20 protein-coding genes are annotated in these 25,182 nt (G+C 71.5%); 6 read left to right on the top strand and 14 right to left on the bottom strand.

The window, feature by feature from the left end:
* Positions 1-118 precede the first annotated feature (118 nt).
* The 11 genes from AB0O28_RS15310 to pgsA form a co-directional block, all read right to left on the bottom strand.
* Positions 119-1,282 (bottom strand): GNAT family N-acetyltransferase, encoded by a 1,164-nt coding sequence (locus AB0O28_RS15310; RefSeq protein ID WP_363640356.1) that lies wholly within the window; start codon positions 1,280-1,282, stop codon positions 119-121.
* 94 nt (positions 1,283-1,376) lie between these two features.
* Positions 1,377-2,129, bottom strand: a complete 753-nt coding sequence (locus tag AB0O28_RS15305; protein WP_363640354.1) for a YebC/PmpR family DNA-binding transcriptional regulator — start codon at positions 2,127-2,129, stop codon at positions 1,377-1,379.
* Between the two features lie 3 nt (positions 2,130-2,132).
* The gene (gene pdxT / locus AB0O28_RS15300; protein WP_363640352.1) at positions 2,133-2,723 is read right to left on the bottom strand and encodes a pyridoxal 5'-phosphate synthase glutaminase subunit PdxT; all 591 of its coding nucleotides are present in this window, start codon (positions 2,721-2,723) and stop codon (positions 2,133-2,135) included.
* A gap of 129 nt (positions 2,724-2,852) precedes the next feature.
* A complete protein-coding gene (locus tag AB0O28_RS15295) occupies positions 2,853-3,278 on the bottom strand; it encodes a MarR family transcriptional regulator (RefSeq protein ID WP_363640350.1) in 426 nt (141 codons plus the stop codon).
* A gap of 87 nt (positions 3,279-3,365) precedes the next feature.
* Positions 3,366-5,042 carry an alkaline phosphatase D family protein gene (locus AB0O28_RS15290; RefSeq protein ID WP_363640348.1) on the bottom strand — a complete coding sequence of 559 codons (1,677 nt, stop codon included), beginning with the start codon at positions 5,040-5,042 and terminating at the stop codon, positions 3,366-3,368.
* A gap of 209 nt (positions 5,043-5,251) precedes the next feature.
* Positions 5,252-6,166, bottom strand: a complete 915-nt coding sequence (gene pdxS / locus AB0O28_RS15285; RefSeq protein ID WP_363640346.1) for a pyridoxal 5'-phosphate synthase lyase subunit PdxS — start codon at positions 6,164-6,166, stop codon at positions 5,252-5,254.
* Positions 6,167-6,273: 107 nt separating this feature from the next.
* A complete protein-coding gene (locus AB0O28_RS15280; RefSeq protein ID WP_363640344.1) occupies positions 6,274-7,275 on the bottom strand; it encodes a DUF3048 domain-containing protein in 1,002 nt (333 codons plus the stop codon).
* Between the two features lie 132 nt (positions 7,276-7,407).
* Positions 7,408-7,947, bottom strand: a complete 540-nt coding sequence (locus AB0O28_RS15275) for a hypothetical protein (RefSeq protein ID WP_363640342.1) — start codon at positions 7,945-7,947, stop codon at positions 7,408-7,410.
* A 40-nt stretch (positions 7,948-7,987) separates the two neighbouring features.
* A complete protein-coding gene (locus AB0O28_RS15270; protein WP_363640340.1) occupies positions 7,988-9,121 on the bottom strand; it encodes a glycosyltransferase family 4 protein in 1,134 nt (377 codons plus the stop codon).
* Positions 9,118-10,137, bottom strand: a complete 1,020-nt coding sequence (locus tag AB0O28_RS15265; protein ID WP_363640338.1) for a phosphatidylinositol mannoside acyltransferase — start codon at positions 10,135-10,137, stop codon at positions 9,118-9,120. The genes AB0O28_RS15270 and AB0O28_RS15265 overlap by 4 nt, the downstream gene beginning before the upstream one ends.
* The gene (gene pgsA, locus AB0O28_RS15260) at positions 10,134-10,739 is read right to left on the bottom strand and encodes a phosphatidylinositol phosphate synthase (protein ID WP_363640465.1); all 606 of its coding nucleotides are present in this window, start codon (positions 10,737-10,739) and stop codon (positions 10,134-10,136) included. Before pgsA ends, AB0O28_RS15265 begins: the two co-directional genes overlap by 4 nt.
* A 263-nt stretch (positions 10,740-11,002) precedes the next feature.
* Between pgsA and AB0O28_RS15255 the strand changes: the two genes are divergently transcribed.
* From AB0O28_RS15255 to AB0O28_RS15245, 3 genes are all read left to right on the top strand, one after another.
* The gene (locus tag AB0O28_RS15255; RefSeq protein ID WP_363640336.1) at positions 11,003-13,135 is read left to right on the top strand and encodes an elongation factor G-like protein EF-G2; all 2,133 of its coding nucleotides are present in this window, start codon (positions 11,003-11,005) and stop codon (positions 13,133-13,135) included.
* A gap of 404 nt (positions 13,136-13,539) precedes the next feature.
* Positions 13,540-15,129, top strand: coding sequence for a family 10 glycosylhydrolase (locus AB0O28_RS15250; protein WP_363640334.1), 1,590 nt, complete (start codon positions 13,540-13,542; stop codon positions 15,127-15,129).
* A 202-nt stretch (positions 15,130-15,331) separates the two neighbouring features.
* Positions 15,332-17,473 carry a hypothetical protein gene (locus AB0O28_RS15245; RefSeq protein ID WP_363640332.1) on the top strand — a complete coding sequence of 714 codons (2,142 nt, stop codon included), beginning with the start codon at positions 15,332-15,334 and terminating at the stop codon, positions 17,471-17,473.
* Between the two features lie 114 nt (positions 17,474-17,587).
* Here the strand turns inward: AB0O28_RS15245 and AB0O28_RS15240 are convergent, their stop codons facing one another.
* Positions 17,588-18,139 (bottom strand): HIT domain-containing protein, encoded by a 552-nt coding sequence (locus tag AB0O28_RS15240; protein ID WP_363640330.1) that lies wholly within the window; start codon positions 18,137-18,139, stop codon positions 17,588-17,590.
* A 336-nt stretch (positions 18,140-18,475) separates the two neighbouring features.
* On the opposite strand from AB0O28_RS15240, the gene AB0O28_RS15235 reads away from it, so the two are divergent.
* Complete coding sequence (locus AB0O28_RS15235; protein ID WP_363640328.1) at positions 18,476-19,030, top strand: Asp23/Gls24 family envelope stress response protein; 555 nt, start codon at positions 18,476-18,478, stop codon at positions 19,028-19,030.
* A 112-nt stretch (positions 19,031-19,142) separates the two neighbouring features.
* On the opposite strand, the gene thrS is transcribed toward AB0O28_RS15235, so the two are convergent.
* Positions 19,143-21,119, bottom strand: coding sequence for a threonine--tRNA ligase (gene thrS, locus AB0O28_RS15230; protein WP_363640326.1), 1,977 nt, complete (start codon positions 21,117-21,119; stop codon positions 19,143-19,145).
* Between the two features lie 170 nt (positions 21,120-21,289).
* The gene (locus AB0O28_RS15225; RefSeq protein ID WP_363640324.1) at positions 21,290-23,590 is read right to left on the bottom strand and encodes a phosphoketolase family protein; all 2,301 of its coding nucleotides are present in this window, start codon (positions 23,588-23,590) and stop codon (positions 21,290-21,292) included.
* Positions 23,591-23,677: 87 nt separating this feature from the next.
* On the opposite strand from AB0O28_RS15225, the gene AB0O28_RS15220 reads away from it, so the two are divergent.
* Together AB0O28_RS15220 and AB0O28_RS15215 are read left to right on the top strand one after the other, a co-directional pair.
* The gene (locus AB0O28_RS15220) at positions 23,678-24,184 is read left to right on the top strand and encodes a MarR family transcriptional regulator (RefSeq protein WP_363640322.1); all 507 of its coding nucleotides are present in this window, start codon (positions 23,678-23,680) and stop codon (positions 24,182-24,184) included.
* 197 nt (positions 24,185-24,381) lie between these two features.
* Complete coding sequence (locus AB0O28_RS15215) at positions 24,382-25,155, top strand: hypothetical protein (RefSeq protein ID WP_363640320.1); 774 nt, start codon at positions 24,382-24,384, stop codon at positions 25,153-25,155.
* Positions 25,156-25,182 lie beyond the last annotated feature (27 nt).

Here is a 25,182-nt window from a genome sequence, read left to right as displayed (position 1 = left end):
ACCGCACCGGCACGCCTCCCTGATCCCGGCCGGCGCGGCCACCCGTACGACCCCGCCGCCGCGCCGAACATCTGTTCGGCCGGTCACTCTATCGCGATCAGCGGCGACGCGGGGCGCGTCAGAAGTAGTCGATCATGTACGCGGCGCAGCCGAACGCGGCGTCCAGCGCGTCGTCGGCCTCGGGTGAGCCGCCGGTCAGCAGGCCGGCGCGGCGGAGCGTGGCGGTGGACACACCGGCGAACAGCGCGGACATCCCGCCGATGGTGAGCCGCGTCGCCTCGCCGGCCTCCCCGGCCTCCCGCGTCACGAAGCCGGAGCCGCCGTTCACGCGCAGCACCCACGTGCCCGTGTTGGCCTCGCGCTGGGGGTCCGTCACCACGAGAGGCGCCTCGATCGACACCCCGGCGGGGAAGCCGCGCCCCTCGACCGCGGCGGGCAGGTCGATCAGCCGGAACATCCACCGCGTCTGGGCGACCTCGTCCTTCGACCGCTCCCGCAGCATCCAGAGCACGGGGTCGGCCGGGTCCACGTAGGCGGTCACCGACTTCGCGACCGTCGAGGCGCTGCCGACCAGCGACCATAGGGCACGGGCCGTCGCCTCCGACCTCGCCAGCAGGTTGTCGACCTCGATGTCCCCGTCGCTCCAGCGGTAGACGACGAACCCGTCCTCGGCCAGGTAGCAGAAGTCGTCGTCGTCCTCCAGCCACAGGCGCCAGGTCCGCTCGTCGAAGCACAGCGGCCCGCTCGCGCGCGTGGCGGTGTGCACCCGGCCGATCAGCGCCACGAGCTCGGCCGCGTCGGCGGGGCCCATCCGGCGCAGCTTCACCGCGGCGCCGGGGTCGCCCAGCGTGCGCAGCGCCTCGGCGGGCACGGTGATCCGCTGGAACACGCCGGCGTGCTCGTAGCCCGCCTTCCGGTACAGCGGCGTGGTGGCGGGGTAGAGCGCGGAGACCGCGTGGCCGAGCTGCGCGCAGCGCTCGACGGCCGCGGCCGTGAGCGCACGGCCCACTCCCCTGCCGCGGTCCTCCGGCGACACCGTCACACCCGCCACGCCGCCCATCGACAGCGGGCGGCCGTGCCACCACTGGACGTACGGGTTGATCCTGGCCGCGCCGACGAGGCGGGTGCCGTCGAAGGCGCCCAAATAACGGCCCTCGGGCAGCATCGGGGAGACGAGCTTGCGCCAGGTGTCGGCGCCGGAGCCGGACAACGGGCCGAAGGCGCGCCTGCGGATGTCGAGGACGGCGTCCAGGTCGTCGCTCGCGAGATGACGGATTTCCACAACCGGCCAAACTATGCGGGCCCCGGCGGCCTCTGCCACCGGTTTTCCGCCCCCTGCCGACCTGGGGCCAAGGGCCCGTGGCCGGCCTGCGGCGTCACGCCTCGACCTTCTCCATGACCTCGTCGCTCACGTCGAAGTTCGCCCAGACGTTCTGCACGTCGTCGCTGTCCTCGAGCGCGTCGATGAGCTTGAAGATCTTGCGGGCGCCCTCCTCGTCCAGAGGGACGTTGAGCGTGGGGACGAAGCTCATCTCGGCCGACTCGTAGTCGATGCCCGCGTCCTGCAGCGCCTTGCGCACGGGAATCAGGTCGGAGGCCTCGCAGACCACCTCGAAGTTCTCGCCGAGGTCGTTGACCTCCTCGGCACCCGCGTCGAGGACGGCCATGAGCACGTCGTCCTCGGTCAGCGACCCCTTGGGGACGATCACCACGCCCTTGCGGTTGAACATGTACGACACCGAGCCGGGGTCGGCGAGCGAGCCGCCGTTGCGGGTCAGCGCCACACGCACCTCGGACGCCGCCCGGTTGCGGTTGTCGGTGAGGCACTCGATGAGGACCGCGACGCCGCCGGGGGCGTAGCCCTCATACATGATCGTCTGCCAGTCGGCGCCGCCGGCCTCGAGGCCGCCGCCGCGCTTGCGGGCCCGCTCGATGTTGTCGATCGGGACCGAGTTCTTCCTGGCCTTGGTGATGGCGTCGTACAGCGTGGGGTTGCCGTCCGGGTCGGGCCCGCCGGTCCTGGCCGCGACCTCGATGTTCTTGATGAGCTTGGCGAAAAGCTTGCCGCGCTTGGAGTCCAGCGCCGCCTTCTTGTGCTTCGTCGTCGCCCATTTGGAGTGGCCGGACATCGCCTAGAACTCCCTCACCATTTCGACAAAATACGAGTGCACCCGCGCGTCCCCGGTCAACTCCGGGTGGAAGGACGTCGCGAGCAGCGGTCCCTGTCGGACCGCGACGATCCTATCCCCAGCTTCGGTGCGGCCCAGCACCTCCACGTCGGGCCCCACCGAGTCGACCCAGGGGGCGCGGATGAAGACGGCCCTGATCGTCCCGCGTCCGGCGAAGTCGAGATCGGCCTCGAACGAGTCGACCTGGCGGCCGAAGGCGTTGCGGCGGACCACCATGTCGATGCCGCCCAGCGTCTCCTGGCCCTCGATGCCGCCCTCGATCCGGTCGGCCAGCATGATCATTCCAGCGCACGAGCCGTAGGCGGGCATGCCCTCCTTGATCCGCAGCCGCAGCGGTTCGAGCAGCTCGAAGGTGGTGGCGAGCTTCCACATGGTGGTCGACTCCCCGCCCGGGACGACCAGCGCGTCCACCGCGGCGAGCTCCTTCTGCCTGCGCACCGGTACGGCCGTCGCGCCGGACTCCTCCAGAGCGCGGATGTGCTCGCGCACGTCGCCCTGCAGGGCGAGCACGCCGATCTTGGGTGCGGACGTCACGGATTTCCCTCCTGTGGAGGCTCCCCATTGCGCGGTAGCCGCATTCAGGGTATGGCCACGGTCTTGTGCGCCCAAAACGCGGGCTTCGACGCGGCCGGGGGTGTCTGACGGATGCCGCCCGTCGATCTGTCAGATACGACCGAGTTTGGCCAGGGCGGGAAGAGCGTGGCCGATGGCCGAGCGCTCCTCCGGGGTCAGCACGCCCAGCCGGTCGCAGAGGTAGGCGATCCTGGCCTGCCGTACGGCCCGCAGGCGGTCGCGGCCCTCGCCGGTCAACTCGACGGTGCGCACCCGCGCGTCGGAGGCGTCGGTGCCCCGCGCGACCAGGCCGGCCTCCTCCAGGCGGTTGACCTGCACGCTCATCGTCGGGAGCTGCACGCCGTGCTCCTCGGCCAGCTCGGTCATCCGGCGAGCGCCGTCCTCCAGCGAACCGAGCACGGAGTACTGCTGGGCGGTGACCGGCTGCCCCGCCGTCGTACGGCGCAGCAGCATCACGAGGTGCCGCAGCTCACGCGACAGGCCTTCGGCGAGCCGCCTGGTTTCGTCGGTCGTCATAGCAGGTCACGATAACGGCGACCGGCCCGGAACAGGCGAAGCGGGCGGCGCCCCGGAAAGGGGGCGCCGCCCGCCGGGGCGCGTTGTTCAGGGGCGCTCGGTCTCCTGCCGCACAGTGTCCTCGACCGTGATCGCGCGCCGCGCCGCGATCGAGGGGTCGAGCGGGCGCAGGTACGTCTGCTGCACGCCGGGCACCCTGTCCTCGATCACGAACGTCGCCCTGGTGCGCGCCTCGGAGCCGGGGGCCGAGACGACGGGCACCACCCTGAAGTCGGCGGTCAGCGCGTCCCTGTCGATCTTCGTCAGAACGTAGCCGCGCTGGTTGTTGTAGAACTTCAGATGGGGGTTGATCTGCAGGAAGGGGTGCGCCGCCGGGTCGGAGTCGGCCCCGTCGCCGGTGGTGCTGATGGAGGTCGTCACCAGCTCGGACCCGACCGTGGGGCCGGTCGGGTCGTCGTAGTCCAGCTTCAGGTCACTGGCCCAGTGCGCGTGCACGTCTCCCGTGAGCACGACGGGGTTGCGCACGCCGGCGTCGATCCAGCCCTGGGTGACACGTTGCCGCGAGGCGACGTAACCGTCCCAGGCGTCCTGGCTGGTGATCTTCGCCGGCCCGGCGTTGTTGTCGCGCTGGGCGAAGAAGACCTGCTGGCCGATGACGTCCCAGCGCGCCCGCGATCGCCGGAAGCCGTCGAGCAGCCACGCCTCCTGTTCGAAGCCCATGATCGAGCGAGCCGGGTCGACCGCCTCCGGGCAGTCCTTGTAGCCGTCGCCGCAGCCCTGGTCGTCGCGGAACTGCCGCGTGTCGAGCATGTGGAAGTTCGCCATCGCCCCCCACCTGACGCGCCGGTAGAGCTGCATGTCGATGCCACGCGGCACGGAGGTGCGGCGCAGCGGCATGTTCTCGTAGTAGGCGCGGAAGGCGGCGGCCCTGCGCTCAAGAAAGGTGGGCTGCTCCTCCGGGCGCTCCGGCATCTCGTCGGCCCAGTTGTTGTCCACCTCGTGGTCGTCGAAGACGACCAGCCACGGCGCGCCGGCGTGCGCGGCCTGCAGGTCGGGGTCGGTCTTGTACTGCGCGTGCCGCTGGCGGTAATTCGCCAGCGTCATCGTCTCCGGCCCTTCGTGGTCGCGCACGTTGCCGCCGGGGGCGACGTAGGTGTTCCTGGTGTACTCGTACTGGTAGTCGCCCAGGTGGAGGACCAGGTCCGGGTGGTCCTCGGCGAGGCGGCGGTAGGAGGTGAAGTAGCCATGCTCGTACTGCGCGCAGGACACGAAGGCCATCGTCAGCGGGCCGCCGAACGACAGCGGGTCCGGCGCGGTCAGGGCCCTGCCGGCCGGTGAGACGTACGGCCCGACGCGGAAGCGGTACCAGTACTCCCTGCCGGGCCGCAGGTGGTCCACTTCGACGTGGACGCTGTGCCCCCATTCCGGGCTCGCCTCGGCCACGCCCGCCCGCACCACGCGGCGGCAGCTCTCGTCGGCGTAGACCTGCCACTGCACGGTGAACGCGCGTTTCGGCATGCCGCCGAGCCCGTCCTCGGCGAGCGGCTGCGGGGCGAGGCGGGTCCAGATCACGAAGCCGGTGTGGTCGGGGTCGCCCGAGGCCACCCCGAGCGTGAACGGATCGGAACGCAGGCCGCGGGAGGCGAGTTCGCCCGCGGTCTCGGGCGCCGGCGTGGGGGCCGCCAGGGCGGCGCCGGGGACCGCGGCGACGGCCCCCGCGGCGAGTCCGGTGACGAGGAGGGAACGACGATCGAGGCCGGGCAAATTGGGCTCCCTGGGACGATCAGTGGGACGCCCGCAGCCTGACGATCGCTCATGACCGGAGAGTAAAGAGCGGCGGAACGGTATCGGTCACCCGAAAGGCGACAACGCCGCCCGGTCATCCTGGCCTCTGACGCACGAACAGCAAGAACGCCCGGCCGGGATGTCCCAGCCGGGCGTGCCTCCCCTGTGCGCCGTGCTTGCGGGGACGTCTACCAGCCGCGCTCGGCGAGGCGGTGCGGCACGGGGATGTCGTCGACGTTGATGCCGACCATCGCCTCGCCCAGGCCGCGCGAGACCTTCGCGATCACGTCCGGGTCGTCGTAGAACGTGGTGGCCTTGACGATCGCGGCGGCGCGCTTGGCCGGGTCGCCGGACTTGAAGATGCCCGAGCCGACGAACACGCCCTCGGCGCCGAGCTGCATCATCATCGCGGCGTCGGCCGGGGTGGCGATGCCGCCCGCGGTGAACATCACCACCGGCAGCTTGCCGGTCTTGGCGACCTCGGCGACCAGCTCGTACGGCGCCTGCAGTTCCTTGGCCGCGACGTACAGCTCGTCCTCGGGGAGCGAGGTCAGGCGCTTGATCTCGCCCCGGATCGTGCGCATGTGGGTGGTGGCGTTGGAGACGTCGCCGGTGCCGGCCTCGCCCTTGGAGCGGATCATCGCGGCGCCCTCGGTGATGCGGCGCAGCGCCTCGCCGAGGTTGGTGGCCCCGCACACGAAGGGGACGGTGAACTGCCACTTGTCGATGTGGTTGGCGTAGTCGGCCGGGGTGAGGACCTCGGACTCGTCGATGTAGTCGACGCCGAGCGCCTGGAGCACCTGGGCCTCGACGAAGTGGCCGATCCTGGCCTTGGCCATCACCGGAATGGACACGGCGCCGATGATGCCCTCGATCATGTCGGGGTCGCTCATCCGGGACACTCCGCCCTGGGCGCGGATGTCGGCGGGGACGCGCTCCAGCGCCATGACCGCGACGGCTCCGGCGTCCTCGGCGATCTTGGCCTGCTCCGGGGTGACGACGTCCATGATGACACCGCCCTTGAGCATCTCGGCCATGCCGCGCTTCACGCGGGCGGTGCCGACGGCGGTGGTCTCGTTGACTTCGGGGGTGCTGCTGGACACGGTGCTACCTCACGACGGCGGGCCTACGGATTCCCCTCCATGGTAGGTGCTGGCCGATCCCGCCCCCGACGCGCCCACTTGGCAGAGTCGATCACGCCTTTTGTCCATCACGGCGCGACGGGCTTGCGCGAGGCGAGCACGACCCAGACCTGTCCGCGGGCGAACGGCATCGGCGTGCCGTCGGCCATGGTGTAGGTGGTGCCCTCCTTCTCCGAGGCGCGCGACCACTTCACCCGGTAGGCCTGGCCGTCCCTCAGCACGACGCCGGTGCCCTTGCCCACCGTGTGCACGAGCGGGGTGTAGCTGCCGGTGAAGTCGTGGAACTCCGAGCGGTCGGTCTTCACCCACTGGATGACGATCGTGGGGGCGCCCTGCTGGCCCCCCTCGGCGGCCATGTCCTTCTCGCCGTCCTGGGTCACCAGCCAGCGCTTCTGCGCCGCCGACCACGCGAACGTGAAGCGGGCCGCAGGATAGCGGACGCTGACGCTCTTCTGCGGCGTGCCCCCGGCGGGCGGCTCGTCGGAGAAGACGAAGCCGATGTCGTCCGCCTCGCTCGCCTGCGGCGCCTTCGCGAGCAGTTTCCTGGGGCTGCCGATCAGGTTGTACGGCGCGACCCGCCCCGGCGCGCGGGTGTAGGCGCCGGGGACCCGGCTGTCGGACACGTCGAACAGCGAGGCCTTCTGGACGAAGGGGATCATCTTCGTCTGCACGCCGGAATAGGCCAGGGCGGGCTTGCCGAACATCGGCAGGATGTGCAGGTCGGAGATGCGGGCGCTGCGGACGGGCCCGACCTGTGCGGGCAGCTTCGAGGAGAAGATCGCCATGAGCCGGGTGAGGCCGCCCTCGACCTGCTCGACGAAGACGACGTCGGCGCTGCGCAGGCCCATCTGCGGCTTGCCCGCGTGAGTGTTCTCGATCTTCACGGCCAGCACGGGCCTGCGTGCGGCGACCGGGCGTCCGGTGAACGGGTGCTCGGGAGGCGGCGTCGGCGACGGGGAGGCCAGCGGGCTCGCCTCCTGGGACTGGGCGGCCGGCTTGTCGTCGCCCGAGCACGCGGCTCCGGTCAGGACGACCGCCATGGCCAGCGTGAAGCCGATCCCTGCCCGCACCGCACCCGCTCCTCCCGGTGGAGAGCCCCCGCCACCGGGCACGACGGATACCGGCACGCGGACCGTCGCCCAGCATGGCAACGAAACGGCATGAGCTTACCGGGAATAAACGCTATGCCCGACAAATGGTGACTACCCAGTAGCGAGGGATTCGGGCGGCTCGTCGTCGATGTCGAAGAACCGGGGCGCCTCGGTGTGCCCGGCGAGGTGCAGCGTGCGGGCCAGCCAGCGCCGCTGCGCCGTACGGGTGACGGCGGCGGCGTTGTTGTAGAACCGGCGCGAGTAGACGACCTTGGCGACCGCCGTGTCCAGCTCCTCGAGCAGCGCCGCCCCCGCGGGGTGCTCGGCCAGCTTCTCCCTGAAGCGCTCCTGGTCGACCACCGCCCGCAGCGTCCTCGACAGGTCGCTCTCGGCGTGCTCGCGCTCGTCCGGCCCCGCCGTACGGGCCTCGTGGGCGGACGCGGCGAGCACCAACGAGGTGGCGGGGTCGAGGATGCGCGAGCCGGCGAGCTCCAGGCAGACCGCGGCACGGCGCAGCAGCGCGGCGTCGAGCGCGGCCTGCGCGGTCTCCAGGCGGATGTGGAGACGGTCGAGCCGCCCGGCCCGCCAGGAGACGTAGACGGCGAACAGCACGACGACCACGGCCGCCACGAGGATCAGGGTCGTGGTCACGCCGGCACCCCCGCCTGCGCGGCCCCGTCGTTGCGGATCGTCATGGCAGCGCGTCCTCCACCACACCCGCGCTGGCGTGGGTGACGGTCTCGTAGACGCGCACGACCTCCCGCGCGACCGTGGACCAGTCGTACTTCCAGACCGCCTGGCGGGCCTCGCCGGAGAGCTCGGCGCGGCGCCCGGGGTCGTCGAGCAGCCGGGCGGCCTCCCTGGCGAGGGCGGCGGGGTCTCCCGTGGTGAACAGCGCCCCCGCCTGACCCTCGCCCAGCACGCGCCGGAAGGCGGGGATGTCGCTGGCGAGGATCGGCGCCCCGGCCGACATGGCCTCGGTGAGCACGATGCCGAAGCTCTCCCCGCCGAGGTTGGGCGCGCAGAAGACGTCGACGGAGTGGTAGGCGCGCACCTTGTCGGCCTCGCTGACCATGCCGAGCAGCCCGACCCTGTCCCGGTAGGGCTTGGGCACCCGCCCGAGCACGTCGTCGGGGTCGCCAGGCCCGGCGATCAGCAGCCGCAGCGCGGGCCGCTCGGGGGCCAGCAGGGCGAAGGCCTCCAGCAGCACGGCCAGGCCCTTGCGCGGCTCGTCCATCCGCCCGAGGAAGCCGATCACGCCGCCGTCCGGGCCCCAGCCGGGCAGCGGCTCGGCCTCGGCGTACCTGCGCACCGTGACGCCGTTGGGGATCAGCACCGCGTCGCCGCCGAGGTGCTCCACGAGCGTCTTTCGCGCGGCGTCGGAGACCGCGATCCTGCCGGTGATCTTCTCCAGCGCGCTCTGCAGCATCGGCGCCGCCACGGACATGGCCCGCGACCGCTCGTACGAGGCGTGGAACGTCGCCACGATCGGGCCGCGGGCGACCCAGCAGGCGAGCACGCCGAGGGACGGCACGGCGGGCTCGTGCACGTGCAGCACGTCGAACCCGCCCTCTCTGATCCACTTGCGCACCCGGTTCGCCGACAGGAACCCGAACGCCAGGCGGGCGACCGACCCGTTGTACGGCACGGGCACGGCGCGGCCCGCCGGGGTCACGTACGCCTCCAGTTCGGCGTCGTCGCCCGCGGGGGCGATGACGGACACCTTGTGCCCGTCCTCGATGAGCGCCTCGGCGAGGTCCCTGATGTGCGCCTGCACGCCCCCGGGGACCTCCCAGGTGTAGGGGCAGACGATGCCGACGTTCACGACCCGGCCTCCGGGCGGGGCTCGAGGTCGTCGAGCCACAGGCGCTGGAGCATGTGCCAGTCCTCCGGGTGCTCGGCGATGCCCTTCTCGAAGATGTCCGCGACGGCCTGGGTCATCACCGCGACCTTCTCCTGCCGGGTCCCCTCGGGCGGCACCGGGATCTCCTCGTGGATGCGGATGCCCCAGCCGTTCCCCTCGAACCACAGCACGGCCGGCAGCAGCGCGGCACCGGTCTGGATCGCCAGCAGCGCGGGCCCGGCGACCATGCGCGTCCTGGCGCCGAAGAACTCGACCTCGACGCCGGAGGCGGTGAGGTCGCGCTCGGCGGGCAGGCAGACGGGCCGGCCCTCGCGCAGCCGCTTGGCGAGCGTGCCGAACGCCATCGCGCTGCCGCCGCCCTTGGCGGTCAGCGGCAGCACCTCCATGCCGAGTCGCTCGCGGTAGGCCACGAAACGCTCGAACAGCGACTCCGGCTTGAGCCGCTCGGCGACCGTGGTGAAGGGGTGGCCCATGTAGACCAGCCACGCCCCGGCGAAGTCGTAGTTGCCCATGTGCGGCAGCGCGACCACCACTCCCCTGCCCCGGGCGAGGTTGTCGAAGATGTGCTCGCCCCCGGTGGCCCGGGTGTCGCCGAGGATGCGCTCGCGGGTGTAGGCGGTGAAGCGGAACGACTCCATCCAGTATCGGAAGTAGGAGCGCATGCCGGCCCGGCTCAGGTCGCGTACGGCCTGGTCGCCGGGGTCGCCGCCGACGACGCGGGCCAGGTTGGTCTCCAGGCGGCGCACGGACTTGCCCCGCCTGCGCCACAGCCGGTCGGCGAGGACCCGGAAGAACCAGGCGGCCAGGCGTTCCGGCACGTGGCGGACCACGGCCCAGCCGGCGGTGTACGCCGCCGCGACCAGCCGGTCGGCGAGCGGCGCCGCGCCGGGCCTCGGGGACCGCGCGGAGGGTGGCCCCTCAGACTCCGCCCCGGGCCGCGCGGACCGCCCGGGGGGTGGGCCGTCCGTGCCCTTCATCTGACCACCGCCTGTCTGTAGACGTGCACCATCCGCTGGACCACCGTGACGGCGCTGGCGGCGGCGAGCAGCCAGAGCCCGGCCGCCAGGATGTACGGCACGCCGAGACCGGACAGGCCGGCCGCGACGAGCACGACCACGAGACGTTCCCCCCGTTCGGCGATGCCGACGTTCGCGGTCATGCCGAGGCCCTCGGCCCTGGCCTTGGCGTAGGAGACCAATGCTCCCGCGACGAGGCAGAAGAGCGCGACTATCGCGAGGACGATTTCGGGCTCGTCCTTCAGGACGAAGTAGAGGATCAGCCCCGAGAAGATCGAGGCGTCGCCGAGGCGGTCGAGCGTGGAGTCCAGGAACGCGCCCCACGTGCTCCCCTTGCCCGTCATCCGGGCCAGCACGCCGTCCAGGAGGTCGGCGAGCACGAAGAACGTGATGACGAGCGTTCCCGCGAACAGATGCCCGAGAGGGTAGAAGGCGAGGGCCGAGGCAACCACTCCGAGCGTACCGATCGTGGTGATCACGTCGGGCGAGATCCCCCGGCGGGCGAGGGCTCGCCCCAGCGGGGTCATGACTCGGGTGACGGCGGGGCGCAGGATGTTCAACATCGCCGTCCGATCGTAGGCCATCCAGCGCCACCGCACCTCGCAAGCACATTCGCCGAAAAGTCTTGTGATATGCGCCACATGGGTAAAGGGTGAAGAGCACGCGCCCGCAGGGCCGCGCCGAGATGACGCGGAGGTGAACCCGTCTTCTCGTGCGGTTTCCGGAGAGGGCGGGCCCCCGGGCGCGGGACAGCGACGGCACGAGCGGCCGGCGCGGGGTGCGTCCCATGCGCCCATCCCGACCGCTCCGAGATTCGGGAGGCGATGTGGCCGAAAGATCAACCGGCGCGACAACAGGGGCCGCGGGCAGGGCACCCGCGGCCGATCGGCCGGACATGGTGCGCAATGTCGTGCTGGTCGGCCATTCCGGAGCCGGGAAGACCACGCTGGTCGAGGCGCTGCTCGCGGAGACGGGCACCGTCCAGCGTCCCGGCCGGGTCGAGGACGGCACCACGGTCAGCGACTTCGACGAGGTGGAGGTGCGCCAGCAGCGCTCGGTCAACCTGTCGGTCGCTCCCGTCGTCCACAACGGCATCAAGATCAATTTTCTGGACACCCCGGGGTACGCGGACTTCGTCGGCGACCTGCGGGCCGGGCTGCGTGCGGCCGACGCGGCGCTGTTCGTCGTCTCGGCGGCCGAGGGCGTGGACGGGCTCACCCGCATGCTGTGGGAGGAGTGCGCGCTCGTCGGGATGCCCCGCGCCGTGGTCATCACCAAGATCGACCACCAGCGGGCCAACTTCGACGAGGTCCTCACCACCTGTCAGGACGCGTTCGGCGACGGCGTCGCGCCGCTCTACCTGCCGGTGAACGGCACCGGGCTGCTCGGCCTGCTGTCGCAGCGGCTGTTCGACTACGGCGGCGGCCGCCGCACCGAGCGGGAGCCGGACGCCGACCAGCTCGCGCTCATCGAGCAGTACCGCGGCGACCTCATCGAGGGGATCATCCAGGAGAGCGAGGACGAGTCCCTGATGGACCGTTACCTCTCCGGCGAGACGATCGACACCAAGGTGCTGATCGACGACCTGGAGAAGGCGGTCGCCCGGGCCGGTTTCTATCCGGTCCTCGCCACCGCGCCCGGCGTCGGCATGCTGGAGCTGCTGGAGATCGTCACGCAGGGCTTCCCGTCGCCCCTGGAGCACCCGCTGCCGAAGATCACCTCGATCGACGGCAAGCCGTGCAGGGAGATCACCGCCGATCCGGACGGCCCGCTCGTGGCCGAGGTCGTGAAGACCACCAGCGACCCGTACGTCGGCCGGATCAGCCTGGTCCGGGTCTTCTCGGGCACGCTGCGGCCGGACATGACGGTGCACGTCTCCGGCCACGGCCTGGCGGAACGGGGCCACGAGGACCACGACGTCGACGAGCGGGTGGGCGCGCTGTCGTCGCCGCTCGGCAAATCGCAGCGGACCGTGGGCAAGTGCGTCGCCGGGGACGTCTGCGCGGTCGCCAAACTGTCCCGGACCGAGACGGGCGACACGCTGTCCGACAAGGACGACCCGCTGCTGGTCGAGGCGTGGACCATGCCCGAGCCGCTGCTGCCGGTCGCCATCAGCGCGAAGTCGAAGGCCGACGAGGACAAGCTCAGCCAGGCCCTGGGCCGCCTGGTCGCGGAGGACCCGACACTGCGGCTGGAGAACAACGCCGAGACCCGCCAGCTCGTGCTGTGGTGCATGGGCGAGGCGCACGCCGACGTCCTGCTCGACCGGCTGGCCAAGCGGCACGGGGTCGAGGTCGAGAAGATCGACCTGCGCGTGCCGCTGCGGGAGACGTTCGCCGGCAAGGCGCAGGGCATGGGGCGCAACGTCAAGCAGACCGGCGGCCACGGGCAGTACGCGATCTGCCACATCGAGGTCGAGCCGCTGCCGTCGGGCGGCGGGTTCGAGTTCGTGGACAAGATCGTCGGCGGGGTGGTGCCGCGGCAGTTCATCCCGTCCGTGGAGAAGGGCGTGCGGGCGCAGATGGAACGCGGCGTCGTCGCCGGCTATCCGATGGTCGACGTCCGCGTCACGCTGCACGACGGCAAGGCCCACTCGGTCGACTCCTCCGACATGGCCTTCCAGATCGCCGGGCAGCTCGCGCTCAAGGACGCCGCGTCCAAGGTGGCGACGCATCTGCTCGAACCGGTGGACGAGGTGGCCGTGCTCGTGTCGGACGAGTACGTCGGAGCCGTGATGTCCGACCTGTCCTCCCGCCGTGGCAGGGTGCTCGGCACCGAGCCGGTCGGCACCGGCCGGACGCTGGTGCGCGCCGAGGTGCCGCAGCTGGAGATCACGCGGTACGCGATCGACCTGCGGTCGCTGTCCCACGGGGCGGGCACGTTCACCCGTTCCTTCCTGCGGTACGAGCCGCTGCCCGCGCACCTGGCCGGCAAGGTGGCCGCGGCGGGCGAGCAGTAGTCCGCGATCGGGGACCCGGCGGCCCGCCTCCCGGCCGCCGGGGCCGGGTCGATCACCTGCCGTCCCGTGGTGAACCGTCGTACGCCGATCTCCGAGATCACGGCATGGCATGTCACCGGGGCGCTGCAAAACCGTCCCCCTCGCCCGTCTCCCTTCCCGGCGCCCGCCAGGCGCCGGGCGCGACGGCGGGGCCCGCGCCGGACGACCGGTCCCCGCAGCTCACCGGCCCACTCACCGGACCCGCCGCCGAGGGCGGGTTTCGCGCCCCTCGGGCACGGGGAGCCCGAATGCGTGTCCGGCGCCACTTCCGCATCACAAGTTCATTTCGTTTTTCTGGCTAAACCGCTCTTTTGCCGGTGTAAGACTTATGGCCGGACTTACTGGCAAATCAAAGGGGTAGCCACGTGACCGAGCGGGGACAGGTCATCCGCCCGTTGATCGCGACCACCGTCATCGCCGCCGTAGCCGCCGGAGCCGCGTACACGTTCGGCCCCGACGCCCAGGCCGAGAAGGTCGGCCGCACCGCGGCGCCGAAGGCGGAGCGGCAGCAGGTCAGGGCGGAGACGGTCACGGCCGCGGAAAAGTGCGTCACCAGCGTGGAATACCCCAAGCGTCAGCTTCGCGGCGTCTGGATCGCCACCGTGCACAACGTCGACTGGCCGTCGAAGCCGGGGCTGCCGCCCGACCGGCAGAAGGCCGAGTACGTGCGCATTCTCGACAGCGCGGTCAAGCGGCGCCTCAACGCGGTGTTCTTCCAGGTGCGGCCCGCCTCGGACGCGATCTACCGATCGTCGCTCGAGCCGTGGTCCCAATGGCTCACCGGCACCGCGGGCAAGGACCCGGGCTGGGACCCGCTGCCGTTCCTGGTGAGCGAGGCCCACAAGCGCGGCCTTCAGTTCCACGCCTGGTTCAACCCCTACCGGGCGGCCGACTCCGCCTCCTCGACGCTGCCCGAGGGGCACCCGGCGCTGCTGCATCCCGACTGGACCGTCAAGCACGAGGGCAAGCTGTACTACAACCCCGGCCTGCCGCAGGTGCGCGACTGGGTGACCACGGTCGTGACGGACGTCGTCAAGCGCTACGACGTCGACGGCGTCCACTTCGACGACTACTTCTACCCCTACCCCGGCCAGGGCACGCGGTTCGCCGACCAGGCCGCGTACAAGAAGTACGGCAAGGGCCTGACGCTGGCCGACTGGCGGCGGCGCAACGTGAACCGGCTGGTCTCCCAGGTCTCGCAGGCGGTTCACGCGGCCAAGCCGCACACCGTCTTCGGGATCAGCCCGTTCGGCATCTGGCGCAACAAGTCCGAGGACCCGGCGGGCTCGGCCACCAAGGGCATGTCGGCGTACGACTCGATCTACGCGGACGCCAAGGCGTGGATCAAGGCGGGCTCGGTGGACTACGTGATGCCGCAGCTCTACTGGCCCCGGGGATTCGCCGCGGCCGACTACTCCGTGCTCGCCAAGTGGTGGGCCGGCGCGGTGAAGGGCACCGAGGTCGACCTCTACATCGGGCAGGCGCTCTACCGGGTGGGCGCCGCCGACACCCCGGCCTGGACCAAGGCGGGCGAGCTGCCCGCCCACCTCACGCTGAACCGCAAGTATCCCGAGATCTCGGGCGACGTCTACTTCAGCGCGGCGCAACTGGTGAAGAACCCGCTCGGCGTGCTCGACCGGATCGTGAAGAACCACTACTCCCATCCGGCGCTGCCGCCGGTGCTCAGGGCCGGCGCCACGCCGCCCGTCGCCCCGCGCGGGGTGAAAGCCTCCGGCGGGACGCTGACCTGGCGGGCCGAGCCGGGGGCGCAGACGTACGCGATCTATCGGGTGACGGGCAAGGACGCCTCCTGCGCCACGGCGGACGCGCGCAACCTGGTGGCGGTCGTGCCGGCCTCCGCCGCTCCGTCGTACGCCGCCGAAGGCTCCGGGACCTACTACGTCACCACCGTCGACCGCCTCGGCAACGAGAGCCCGGCCAGCCGGGCGGCCTGAGCCCGGGAGTCGCGTGCGGCCGGGCACGGTGAGGGCTCGGGTCAGGGCTCGATGAGGGCTCGATGAGCGCTCCCGCTCGCGCCGGACGGGGATGAGCCGGCGCGACAAGCGGTGATCGGGCCAAAGGCCGGATCATCGCGGACGAATCCGGTAGCGTGGTCGCGAGTTTTCCCAAGATCATGTGCGGATTTGGGGGTCGCCGGTGAGTGGCTCGTGGGTGAAGCGCGCGCTCGTCGCCGTCGTGTTCGGCGTGTCGGTCGCGGCTCCCGCGTTCCCGGCGGCCGCGTCCGCCGCGTTCGAGGCCGGGCCCGGCCAGGGCAGGACCGCGGCCGGGGAACGGGTCGTGCTGGTCGGGATCCCGGGGCTGATGTGGAGCGACGTCACCCCCGGCGACACGCCGAACCTCTGGCGGCTCGCCGGCGACTCGGCCCTCGGCTCCCTGTCGGTGCGGGCCGTGCGCAAGGACACCTGCCCGTACGACGCCTGGCTCACGGTCTCGGCCGGGGTGCGGTCGGCGGTGGGCGGAGGGTGCGGCATGGCGCCCACGCCCGAGGCGGACGGCGAGGGAGCGGTGATCCCCGAGTTCTCCTGGCTGTGGGAGATCAGGGAGCAGCGCGACGCGGGCACGCTCGGCCAGGCCCTGCACGCGGCCGGGCGGACGACGATGGCCGTCGGCCCGGGGGCCGCCCTCGCGCTGGCCGACCGCGAGGGCCGCGTCGACGTCTACGCCCCCTCCCCCGGCGAGGTCGCGCAGTGGTCGCGCGGTGACGTGGTCGCCGTGGAGATCCCCGACCTCATCGCGCCCTACATCTCCGCGGATCGTCTGAGCGACGTGCCCGAGCAGCTGTCCCCCGGCGCGCGCCGGGCCGCCGCGCGGGCGGCCGACGCGAAGCTCGGGTCGTTCCTGCCCCGCCTCGGTCCGGCGACGGTGCTGGTCGCCGGGCTCTCCGACCACGGGTCGGTCCCCCATCTCAGGGCGGCGATGCTCCACGGCGGCGGAGCGGCGGGCACGCTCGGCGCCCGGTCCACGCACCGGGACGACATGATCATCCTTCCGGATCTCACCGCCACGATCCTCGCGAGGACCGGGGTGGCCGCTCCCCCTGCCGTCGTCGGCGTGCCGGTCGAGGCCCACGCGACCGGCGGCGGCCCGGACGAGCGCGTCGGAGCCCTGCGCACCGCCGACGTGGCCGGGCAGACCGTCCGCGACATGACCGGCGTCTTCTTCATCACGCTCGCCGCGCTCCAGGTGCTCTTCTACGTCACCGCGTTCGTGCTGCTGCGCCGCCGCGACCGGCTGCCCGCCGTGCGGGTCGCCGCCGTGGCGCTCGCCTCGATCCCCGTCTCGACCTACCTCGTCAACCTCACGCCGTGGGCCCGTACGGAGCGGCCCGCGCTCACGCTCTTCGCCTCGATCGCCGCGATCGCGGCGGCGCTCACCGTGGCGGCCCTCGCGGGGCCGTGGCGGCGCGGCATGCTGGGGCCGTTGACCGTGATCGCGGCGGTGACCGCGGCCGTGCTGCTCGGCGACCTGCTGACCGGCACGCCCCTGCAGCTCAACAGCCTGATGGGCTACACCGGCGTGGTCGGCGCCCGCTACTACGGCCTGGGGAACATCCCCTTCGCACTGCTCGCCACGGCCGTGCTGCTCGTCACGACGGCCGCCGCCGACCGGCTGGTCGCAGCGGGCCGCAAGGCCGTCGCGGTGGCTCTGGTCGCCGCGCTCGGCGCCTTCGCGATGCTGCTCGACGGCTGGCCGGGCGTGGGCAGCGACTTCGGCGGCGTCATCGCCTTCGTGCCGGGCATCGCGGTCACCGCGCTGATCGTGGCGGGCAGGCGCGTGTCGATCGTCAAGCTGGGCGCGTTCTGCGCCGCGGGCGGCGTGCTGGTGATGGCGATCGCCTACCTCGACTACCTGCGTCCCCCGGCCAGCCAGACCCATCTCGGCCGCTTCGTGGGGCAGGTGGCCGACGGCACGTTCTTGCCGGTGATCTCCCGCAAGCTCGGGGCGATGCTGTCCACGCTGCTCAGCCCCACCCTGATGCCCGTGGTGATCGCCGCGTTCGCGTTCCTCGTCTTCGCGCTGCTGCGGCCGGGGGCGGCGAGCGCCGGCGTCCTGCCGCTCGCGTTCGAACGGGCGCCCATGCTCAGGGCGGGCCTGCTCGGCGCGCTCGTGAGCGGCCTGGTCGGCATGCTCGTCAACGACTCGGGGGCCGCGGTGCTGTCCATGGCCCTGGCCCTGGCCGTGCCGCTCGTCCTCAGCGCGGGCATCCGCGCCCTGCAGCACGGCGAGCCCGTTCCGGCCTCCGGAGCGCCGGGCCCGCGTCCGAGCCCGGCGGCCTGACCGGCGCAGGGCGGTCATCCCGGCCGGGGGAGTCTGCTACGGCCTGCTCCGTGTCGTCCGGGCGGCTCAGGAGCCGCCGGGTCTCGTACGGCCTGCTCCGCGTGTCCGGCCGGCTCAGGAGCCGGCGGGCCAGGCGCCGGCGAGCAGGTCGCGGGTGTCGCGCAGCAGCTGCGGCAGGACCCTGGTGCGCCCGACGACCGGCATGAAGTTGGTGTCGCCACCCCACCGGGGCACGACGTGCTGGTGGAGGTGGGCGGCGATGCCCGCGCCCGCCACACCGCCGAGGTTCATGCCGACGTTGAAGCCCTGCGCCCCGCTCGCCTTGCGCAGCGCCTGCGTCGCGCGTTTGGTGAACTCGGCCAGCTCGGCCGTCTCGGGCCCGTCCAGGTCGGCGTAGTCGGACACGTGCCGGTAGGGGCAGACCATGAGGTGCCCGGAGTTGTACGGGTAGAGGTTCAGCACGGCGAACACGGCCGATCCCCGGGCCACGATCAGCCCGTCCTCGTCGGCCAGCTTGGGGATCTCGCAGAACGGGCAGCCGTCGTCCGCGCCGGACCCGCTGGGCTTGTTCTCGCCCTTGATGTAGGCCATGCGGTGCGGGGTCCACAGGCGCTGGAAGCTGTCGGGAACCCCGGCGCCGGCCTGCTCGATCGGCTCTGAATCCACGGTCGTGCTTCCCTCCGGTCCGTCCCCTGCGCCAGGCCACCGCCGCCGCCCGCGCGACGGCGCGGCACCGGTACTGTCCAGCAGCATATGACCCCGCGGATCTCTCCCGGCCCGCCGGGTTGCGCCATGCCACGACCGGCGCCACGCTCATGACCGGCCCCACGCTCATGACCGGCGCCACGCCCACCGTCGCCCTGCCACGGCGGCGGCCCCGGGCCGCCGCGCCCGGGACGGCGTCCGTCGCCCGTGCCGATATGCGCGGACGCCGGACGGCCTGCCCGGTCATCGGGCAGAATGCACCTGCCGGACGCCGCCCCACCGTTGAGGAGCCGTCATATGAGCGAGGCCGCCGTCGTCGAGGAGCGGGTGGAAAAGCAGGCCGACGCGTACGCCGAGGAGATCCCCGGCGATCCCGCGGGCGTGGAGGCGGCCGACCGGGTGCGGCCGGAACCCCCCACGTCGGCCGGCGCCGTGGAGACGCCCACGCCCGAGGCGCCGACGGCGAATGTTCTCAGGGGCCGGATCAAGGTCGCCGACGAGGTGGTGGAGAAGGTCGCCGCGCTCGCCGCCCTGGAGATCCCCGGCGTCGCCGATCTGGGCGGCGACCTCGAGCGCGCCTTCGAGTCCGTACGCGACCGCATCGGCGTCGGGACCAAGCGGGCGACCCAGGGCGTGCAGGCCAGGATCCAGGATCAGCAGGTCTCGGTCGACGTCACCATCGTCATCGTGTACGGCCATGTGGTCATGGACGTCGCCACCGAGGTCAAGGTCAACGTCGCCCGGTCGGTGAGCCGGATGCTCGGCATGCACGTGATCGAGGTCAACGTGACCGTCGACGACGTCCGCCTCCCCGGTCAGGGCTCCCCCGCCTCGGACACCCGGGCCTCCTGACCCGGCACGGCCGGCCCCGGAGGACCCCTGATCGCCCCGGGCGCCCGGTCGCCGGGAAATGCGAGAACGCGGGCGCCCCGGGTGGGGCGCCCGCGTTCGTCGTGGTGGGCCGTCAGACCTGGATGCGGCGGCGGACCGCGTCGACGATCTCGTTGATCGCCTCGTCGATCGGGACGCCGTTCTTCTGCTCACCGTTGCGGTAGCGGAAGGAGACCGCCCCGGCGGCCACGTCGTCGTCGCCCGCCAGAAGCATGTACGGCACCTTGGCCTTCTGTGCGTTGCGGATCTTCTTCTGCATGCGGTCGTCGCTCTCGTCGACCTCGACCCGGACGCCGTGCTCGCGCAGCCGCTTGGCGACGTCCTGCAGGTAGGGCACGTGGGCGTCCGCGATCGGGATGCCGACGACCTGCACGGGGGCGAGCCACGGAGGGAAGGCGCCCGCGTAGTGCTCGACCAGCACGCCGAAGAACCGCTCGATCGACCCGAACAGCGCCCGGTGGATCTTGACGGGCCGCTTCCTGGTGCCGTCCGCGGCCTGGTATTCCAGCTCGAACAGCTCGGGCAGGTTGAAGTCGAGCTGGATGGTCGACATCTGCCAGGTGCGGCCGATGGCGTCCCGCGCCTGCACGGAGATCTTCGGGCCGTAGAAGGCCGCGCCGCCCGGGTCGAGCACCAGCTCCAGGTTCTCGGACTCGGCCACCTCGCGCAGCGTCTCGGTAGCCTCCTCCCACACCTCGTCGCTGCCGACGTACTTCACCGGGTCCTTGGTGGACAGCTCCAGGTAGAAGTCGTCGAGGCCGTAGTCGCGCAGCAGGTCGAGCACGAACCGCAGCAACGACTTCAGCTCGTCGCGCATCTGCTCCTGGGTGCAGTAGATGTGCGCGTCGTCCTGGGTCAGCCCGCGTACGCGGGTGAGGCCGTGCACCACGCCCGACTTCTCATACCGGTACACGGTGCCGAACTCGAACAGCCGCAGCGGCAGCTCGCGGTAGGACCGCCCGCGCGACCTGAAGATCAGGTTGTGCATCGGGCAGTTCATCGGCTTGAGGTAGTAGCGCGCGCCCTCCAGCTCCATGGGAGGGAACATGCCGTCGGCGTACCAGTCGAGGTGGCCCGAGATCTTGTACAGATTCTCCTTGGTGATGTGCGGGGTGTTGACGAAGGAGTAGCCCGCCTCCTCGTGCCGGCGGCGCGAGTAGTCCTCCATCACCCGGCGGATGATGCCGCCCTTGGGGTGGAACACCGGCAGACCCGAGCCGAGCTCGTCGGGGAACGAGAACAGGTCGAGCTCGGCGCCGAGCTTGCGGTGATCGCGCTTCTCGGCCTCCTCCAGGAACTTGAGGTACTCGTCCTGCTTCTCGCGCGACTCCCAGGCGGTGCCGTAGATGCGCTGGAGCTGCGGGTTCTTCTCGCTGCCCCGCCAGTAGGCGCCGCCCGACCGCATGAGCTTGAAGGCCGGGATGACCCGGGTGCTCGGCAGGTGGGGCCCGCGGCACAGGTCCTTCCAGCACAGCTCGCCCGACTTGGGGTCGAGGTTGTCATAGATGGTGAGCTGGCCGCCGCCGACCTCGACGTTCGCGCCGTCGGCCGCGTCGGCGGCGCCGCCCTTGAGCCCGATGAGCTCCAGCTTGTACGGCTCGGCCGCGAGCTCCTCGCGGGCCTCGTCGTCGCCGACCGGACGGCGCCGGAAGGTCTGCCCCTGCTTGACGATCTCGCGCATGCGCTTCTCGATGCGCTTGAGGTCGTCGGGGGTGAACGGCTCGCGGACGTCGAAGTCGTAGTAGAAGCCGTTCTCGACCGGCGGGCCGATGCCGAGCCTGGCCTCGGGGAAGATCTCCTGGACGGCCTGGGCCATGACGTGCGCGGTGGAGTGGCGCAGGATGGCCCGGCCGTCGGAGCTGTCGATCGCGACCGGCTCGACCACGTCGCCGTCGGCGACCTCGGCCGCCAGGTCACGCAGCTCGCCGTTGATCCTGGCGGCGATCACCGATCTGCCGTCGGCGCCGAGCGCCTCCCCGGCCGTCGTACCCGCCGCCACCACGCGCTCGGCTCCGGCGAGGGTGATGCGTATCTCAAGGGCGGCGGACACGGTGGCTCCTTAGGACAGGTTCGATGCATGGATCTCGGCGGCCGCGCGCACGCGAGGCGGCGGCGCCGGTCGCATCCGATGCTACCGGTGCCGCCACCCCATGGTGGTGTGCATCCACCCACCCCCGCCCCCTCCGCGCGTGATCGTGCGGTTTGTCGCGGCCGGGCGGGTCAGCAGGGCCACGTCCAGTCGCGGATCTCGGCGGGGTCCTCGCCGTACTCCCGGGTGTAGGCGCGGGCGCGCAGCCGGGCGTCGGCCATTCGCTGGCGTAGGTGGGCCACCCTGCTGCCCAGGCCGGGCACCCGGTCGATCACGTCCATCACCAGGTGGAAGCGGTCGATGTCGTTCAGCATCGCCATGTCGAACGGCGTGGTCGTGGTGCCCTCCTCCTTGTAGCCGCGCACGTGCAGGTTCTCGTGCCCGTTGCGCCGGTAGGTGAGGCGGTGGATCAGCCACGGGTAGCCGTGGAAGTTGAAGATGATCGGCTTGTCCGTGGTGAACAACGCGTCGAACTCGGCGTCGCGCAGGCCGTGCGGGTGCTCGGAGGCCGGTTGCAGCCGCATGAGGTCGACGATGTTGATCACGCGCACCCGCAGCTCGGGCAGGTGCTCGCGGAGCAGCGCGGCGGCGGCGAGTGTCTCCAGCGTGGGCACGTCCCCGGCGCAGGCGAGCACCACGTCGGGCTCGGCGCCCTGGTCGGTGGAGGCCCAGTCGAGGATGCCAAGCCCCCGGGTGCAGTGGACGATCGCCTCGTCCATGCTCATCAGGTCGAGCACGGGCTGCTTGCCCGCCACGACGACGTTGACGTAGTCGCGCGAGCGCAGGCAGTGGTCGGCGACCGACAGCAGGGTGTTGGCGTCCGGCGGCAGGTAGACGCGCACGACCTCGGCCTTCTTGTTGACGACGACGTCGAGGAAGCCGGGATCCTGGTGGCTGAAGCCGTTGTGGTCCTGGCGCCACACGTGGGAGGACAGCAGGTAGTTCAGCGAGGCGACCGGCCGCCGCCAGGGGATCTTGCGGGAGGACTCCAGCCATTTGGCGTGCTGGTTGAACATGGCGTCCACGATGTGGATGAACGCCTCGTAGCAGTTGAACAGCCCGTGGCGGCCGGTCAGCAGGTAGCCCTCCAGCCAGCCCTGGCACTGGTGCTCGCTGAGCACCTCCATGACCCTGCCCCGGGGGCCGAGGTTCTCGTCGGTCGGCAGCAGCTCGGCCTCCCACTCCTTGCCGGTCGCCTCGAAGACGGCCGACAGGCGGTTGGAGGCGGTCTCGTCCGGGCCGAGCAGCCGGAAGTTCGCGGGGTTGGCGGCGATGACGTCGCGCAGGAACGCCCCGAGGACGCGGGTCGGCTCGCTGGAGGCCGAGGCCGGGGCCTTCACCTCGACCGCGTAGTCGCGGAAGTCGGGCAGCACGAGCGGGCGCAGCAGCTCCCCGCCGTTGGCGTGCGGGCTGGCGCTCATGCGCAGCGGCCCGTCCGGGACGGTCCGCGAGATCGTCTCGACCGGCCGCCCGTCGGCGTCGAACAGCTCCTCCGGCCGGTAGGAGCGCATCCACTCCTCCAGGGCCTCCAGCCGGTCGGGCCGGTTTCGCACGTCGGTCAGCGGCACCTGGTGGGCGCGCCAGGTGCCCTCGACGGGGAGCCCGTCGACCTCGCGCGGCCCGGTCCAGCCCTTCGGCGTACGCAGGATGATCATCGGCAACGGGCCGCCGTCGGTCATCTGGTCGAAGACCGTGTCGAGGGTCGAGGCCATGAGCTCGTGCATCTCCCCCGGCTCGTGACCGGAGACGATGTGCGGGCGATAGCCGTACCCCTCGAAGAGCTTGAGCAGCTCGTCCTCCGGAATCCTGGCCAGCACCGTGGGATTGGCGATCTTGTAACCGTTCAGGTGCAGGATCGGCAGGACCACGCCGTCGGTGTCCCGGTTGAGGAACTTGTTGGAATGCCAGCCGGTGGCGAGCGGCCCGGTCTCGGCCTCGCCGTCGCCGACGACGCAGGCCACCACCAGGCCGGGGTTGTCGAAGGCCGCGCCGTACGCGTGGGAGAGGGCGTAGCCGAGCTCGCCGCCCTCGTGGATGGAGCCCGGAGTCTCGGGGGCGACGTGGCTGGGGATGCCACCGGGGAAGGAGAACTGGCGGAAGAGCCTCCGCATGCCCTCGGCGTCCTGCGTGATGTGGGGGTAGCGCTCGGTGTAGGTGCCTTCGAGCCACGCGTGGGCCACCGCCGCCGGGCCGCCGTGCCCCGGGCCGGCGATGTAGATCATGTCCTGGCCGCGCTCCCGGATGATCCGGTTGAGGTGGGCGAAGCAGAAGTTGAGCCCGGGCGTCGTCCCCCAGTGGCCGAGCAGCCGCGGCTTGACGTGCTCGGGGCTGAGCGGCTCGGTCAGCAGCGGGTTGTTCATCAGGTAGATCTGGCCGACGGACAGATAGTTCGCGGCCCGCCAGTAGGCGTCGATGTTCCCGTATGCGTCCATGCCCCTGACACTTTCCCCGCGGCGGCGGCTGAACCAGAGTCTTTCGCCCACGGATCAGCGGGCCCATCGACCGGTAGTCTTGGCGCCATGTCCGGCACCCGCTGGCTCGACGAGGAGGAGCAGCGCACCTGGCGCGCCTACCTGCGGACGAGCCATCTCCTCCAGGAGGCTCTCGAACGGCAGCTGCAGCGCGACTCGGGCATGCCGCACGCCTACTACATGATCCTGGTGGTCCTCTCCGAGTCACCCGGGCGGACCATGACCATGACGGAGCTGTCCGCCATCCTCCAGTTCTCGGTCTCCCGCCTGTCCCACGCGGTCTCCCGGCTGGAGGAGAAGGGCTGGGTGCGGCGGCTCAAGCGGCCGGAGGACCGGCGCACCACCGTCGCCGAGCTCACCGACGAGGGCTTCGCCGCTCTCGTGGAGGCGGCGCCGGGTCACGTCGAGGAGGTCCGCCGGGTCTTGTTCGACCCCCTCACTCCCGGCCAGGTGCGGCAGTTCCGCGAGATCCTCGCCACGATCCTCGCGGCCTTCGAGTATCAGAGGGCCGCCGATGACGAGCGTCCCCGCGAACTCGACGCCGCTGCCCAGTAAGACACCGCGCAGTAGGACCCCGCGCAGTAAGACACCGCGCAGTAGGACCCGCCCCGTCCCCTGACGCCGGACGTCCACAGATCGGTCACACGGCACGGAGGCCGGGTTCCAGCGTTCGCTCGAGCGCCGGGAAAGGGCTTGCGTCGTCACGCGGTGACGACCAAGATTTCTCGCCATTGCGTGAAAGGAGCCCTTCAGTGTCGTCGACCCGCATCTGCCTGGCCGTAGGTGTCGCGGGAATCGCGGTCCTCGTCTCTCCCGTACGGGCGAGCGCGGGAACACCCGATCCCTCGGCCGTCCTGGGCAAGGCACTGGTCCAGGGGCGCGGGGTGACGTTCACGGAGACCGAGAAGTCGTGGATCGGGGACGACAGATCGGACCCGACGATCTTCCGGACCTCCGGAGTTGTGGCTTTCGGCAAGGGAAGGCTCACCGGCGCGTCCATCAAACGGGTGACCAAGTCCGGGAAGACGTTCAGGTTCCTCATCGCCGGCGGCAAGACCTACGCCCGGGGCGGGTTGTGGTCGGACGCCCTGCCAGCGGGCAAGAGCTGGGCGTACAGCCCGGACCTCGCCATGCGGCCGTACCAGGCGTCCGGCCAGTCGATCGACGTCTTCGACCCCGCGGCGCTGCGTGTGGTCTACGCGACTCGGAGCGGCCAGGCCATGCGTCAGAAGGTCAAGGGCGTCGCGGCCACGCGCTACAGCGGCATCGTCACGGCGAAGGCCCTGTGCGCGGTGGCGGCCGCGTGCCGCGAGGAGTTCGGCAAGTCGAGCCCGGTGAAGATCGGCTGGAGCCTGTGGGTGGACGGCCATGGCCGGATCGTACGGCTGACCACGCAGTGGGCGAGGAAGCCCGACCGTGACAAACGTGTCATCGGCGGCGGCGGGCAGACCGACACGTACTACGCCCGCTGGGGCGCGCGGGTCGTGGTGAAGGCTCCGCCCCCGGCGCAGGTCGACGCCGGATGAGCCAGGCCCGAGCGTCCGTGACTCCGC

Source organism: Microbispora sp. NPDC088329 (assembly GCF_040685655.1).
GTDB lineage: Bacteria > Actinomycetota > Actinomycetes > Streptosporangiales > Streptosporangiaceae > Microbispora.
The sequence above is the reverse complement of the archived record's forward strand: the minus strand, read 5'-3'. Positions and strand labels throughout refer to the sequence as shown.

Excerpts from the sequence above, each read along its gene's own strand:
- AB0O28_RS15305 (WP_363640354.1), bottom strand. The coding sequence starts at position 2,129 with ATGTCCGGCCACTCCAAATGGGCGACGACGAAGCACAAGAAGGCGGCG.
- AB0O28_RS15295 (WP_363640350.1), bottom strand. The coding sequence starts at position 3,278 with ATGACGACCGACGAAACCAGGCGGCTCGCCGAAGGCCTGTCGCGTGAG.
- AB0O28_RS15265 (WP_363640338.1), bottom strand. The coding sequence starts at position 10,137 with ATGAAGGGCACGGACGGCCCACCCCCCGGGCGGTCCGCGCGGCCCGGG.
- pgsA (WP_363640465.1), bottom strand. The coding sequence starts at position 10,739 with ATGTTGAACATCCTGCGCCCCGCCGTCACCCGAGTCATGACCCCGCTG.
- AB0O28_RS15235 (WP_363640328.1), top strand. The coding sequence starts at position 18,476 with ATGAGCGAGGCCGCCGTCGTCGAGGAGCGGGTGGAAAAGCAGGCCGAC.
- AB0O28_RS15225 (WP_363640324.1), bottom strand. The coding sequence starts at position 23,590 with ATGGACGCATACGGGAACATCGACGCCTACTGGCGGGCCGCGAACTAT.
- AB0O28_RS15220 (WP_363640322.1), top strand. The coding sequence starts at position 23,678 with ATGTCCGGCACCCGCTGGCTCGACGAGGAGGAGCAGCGCACCTGGCGC.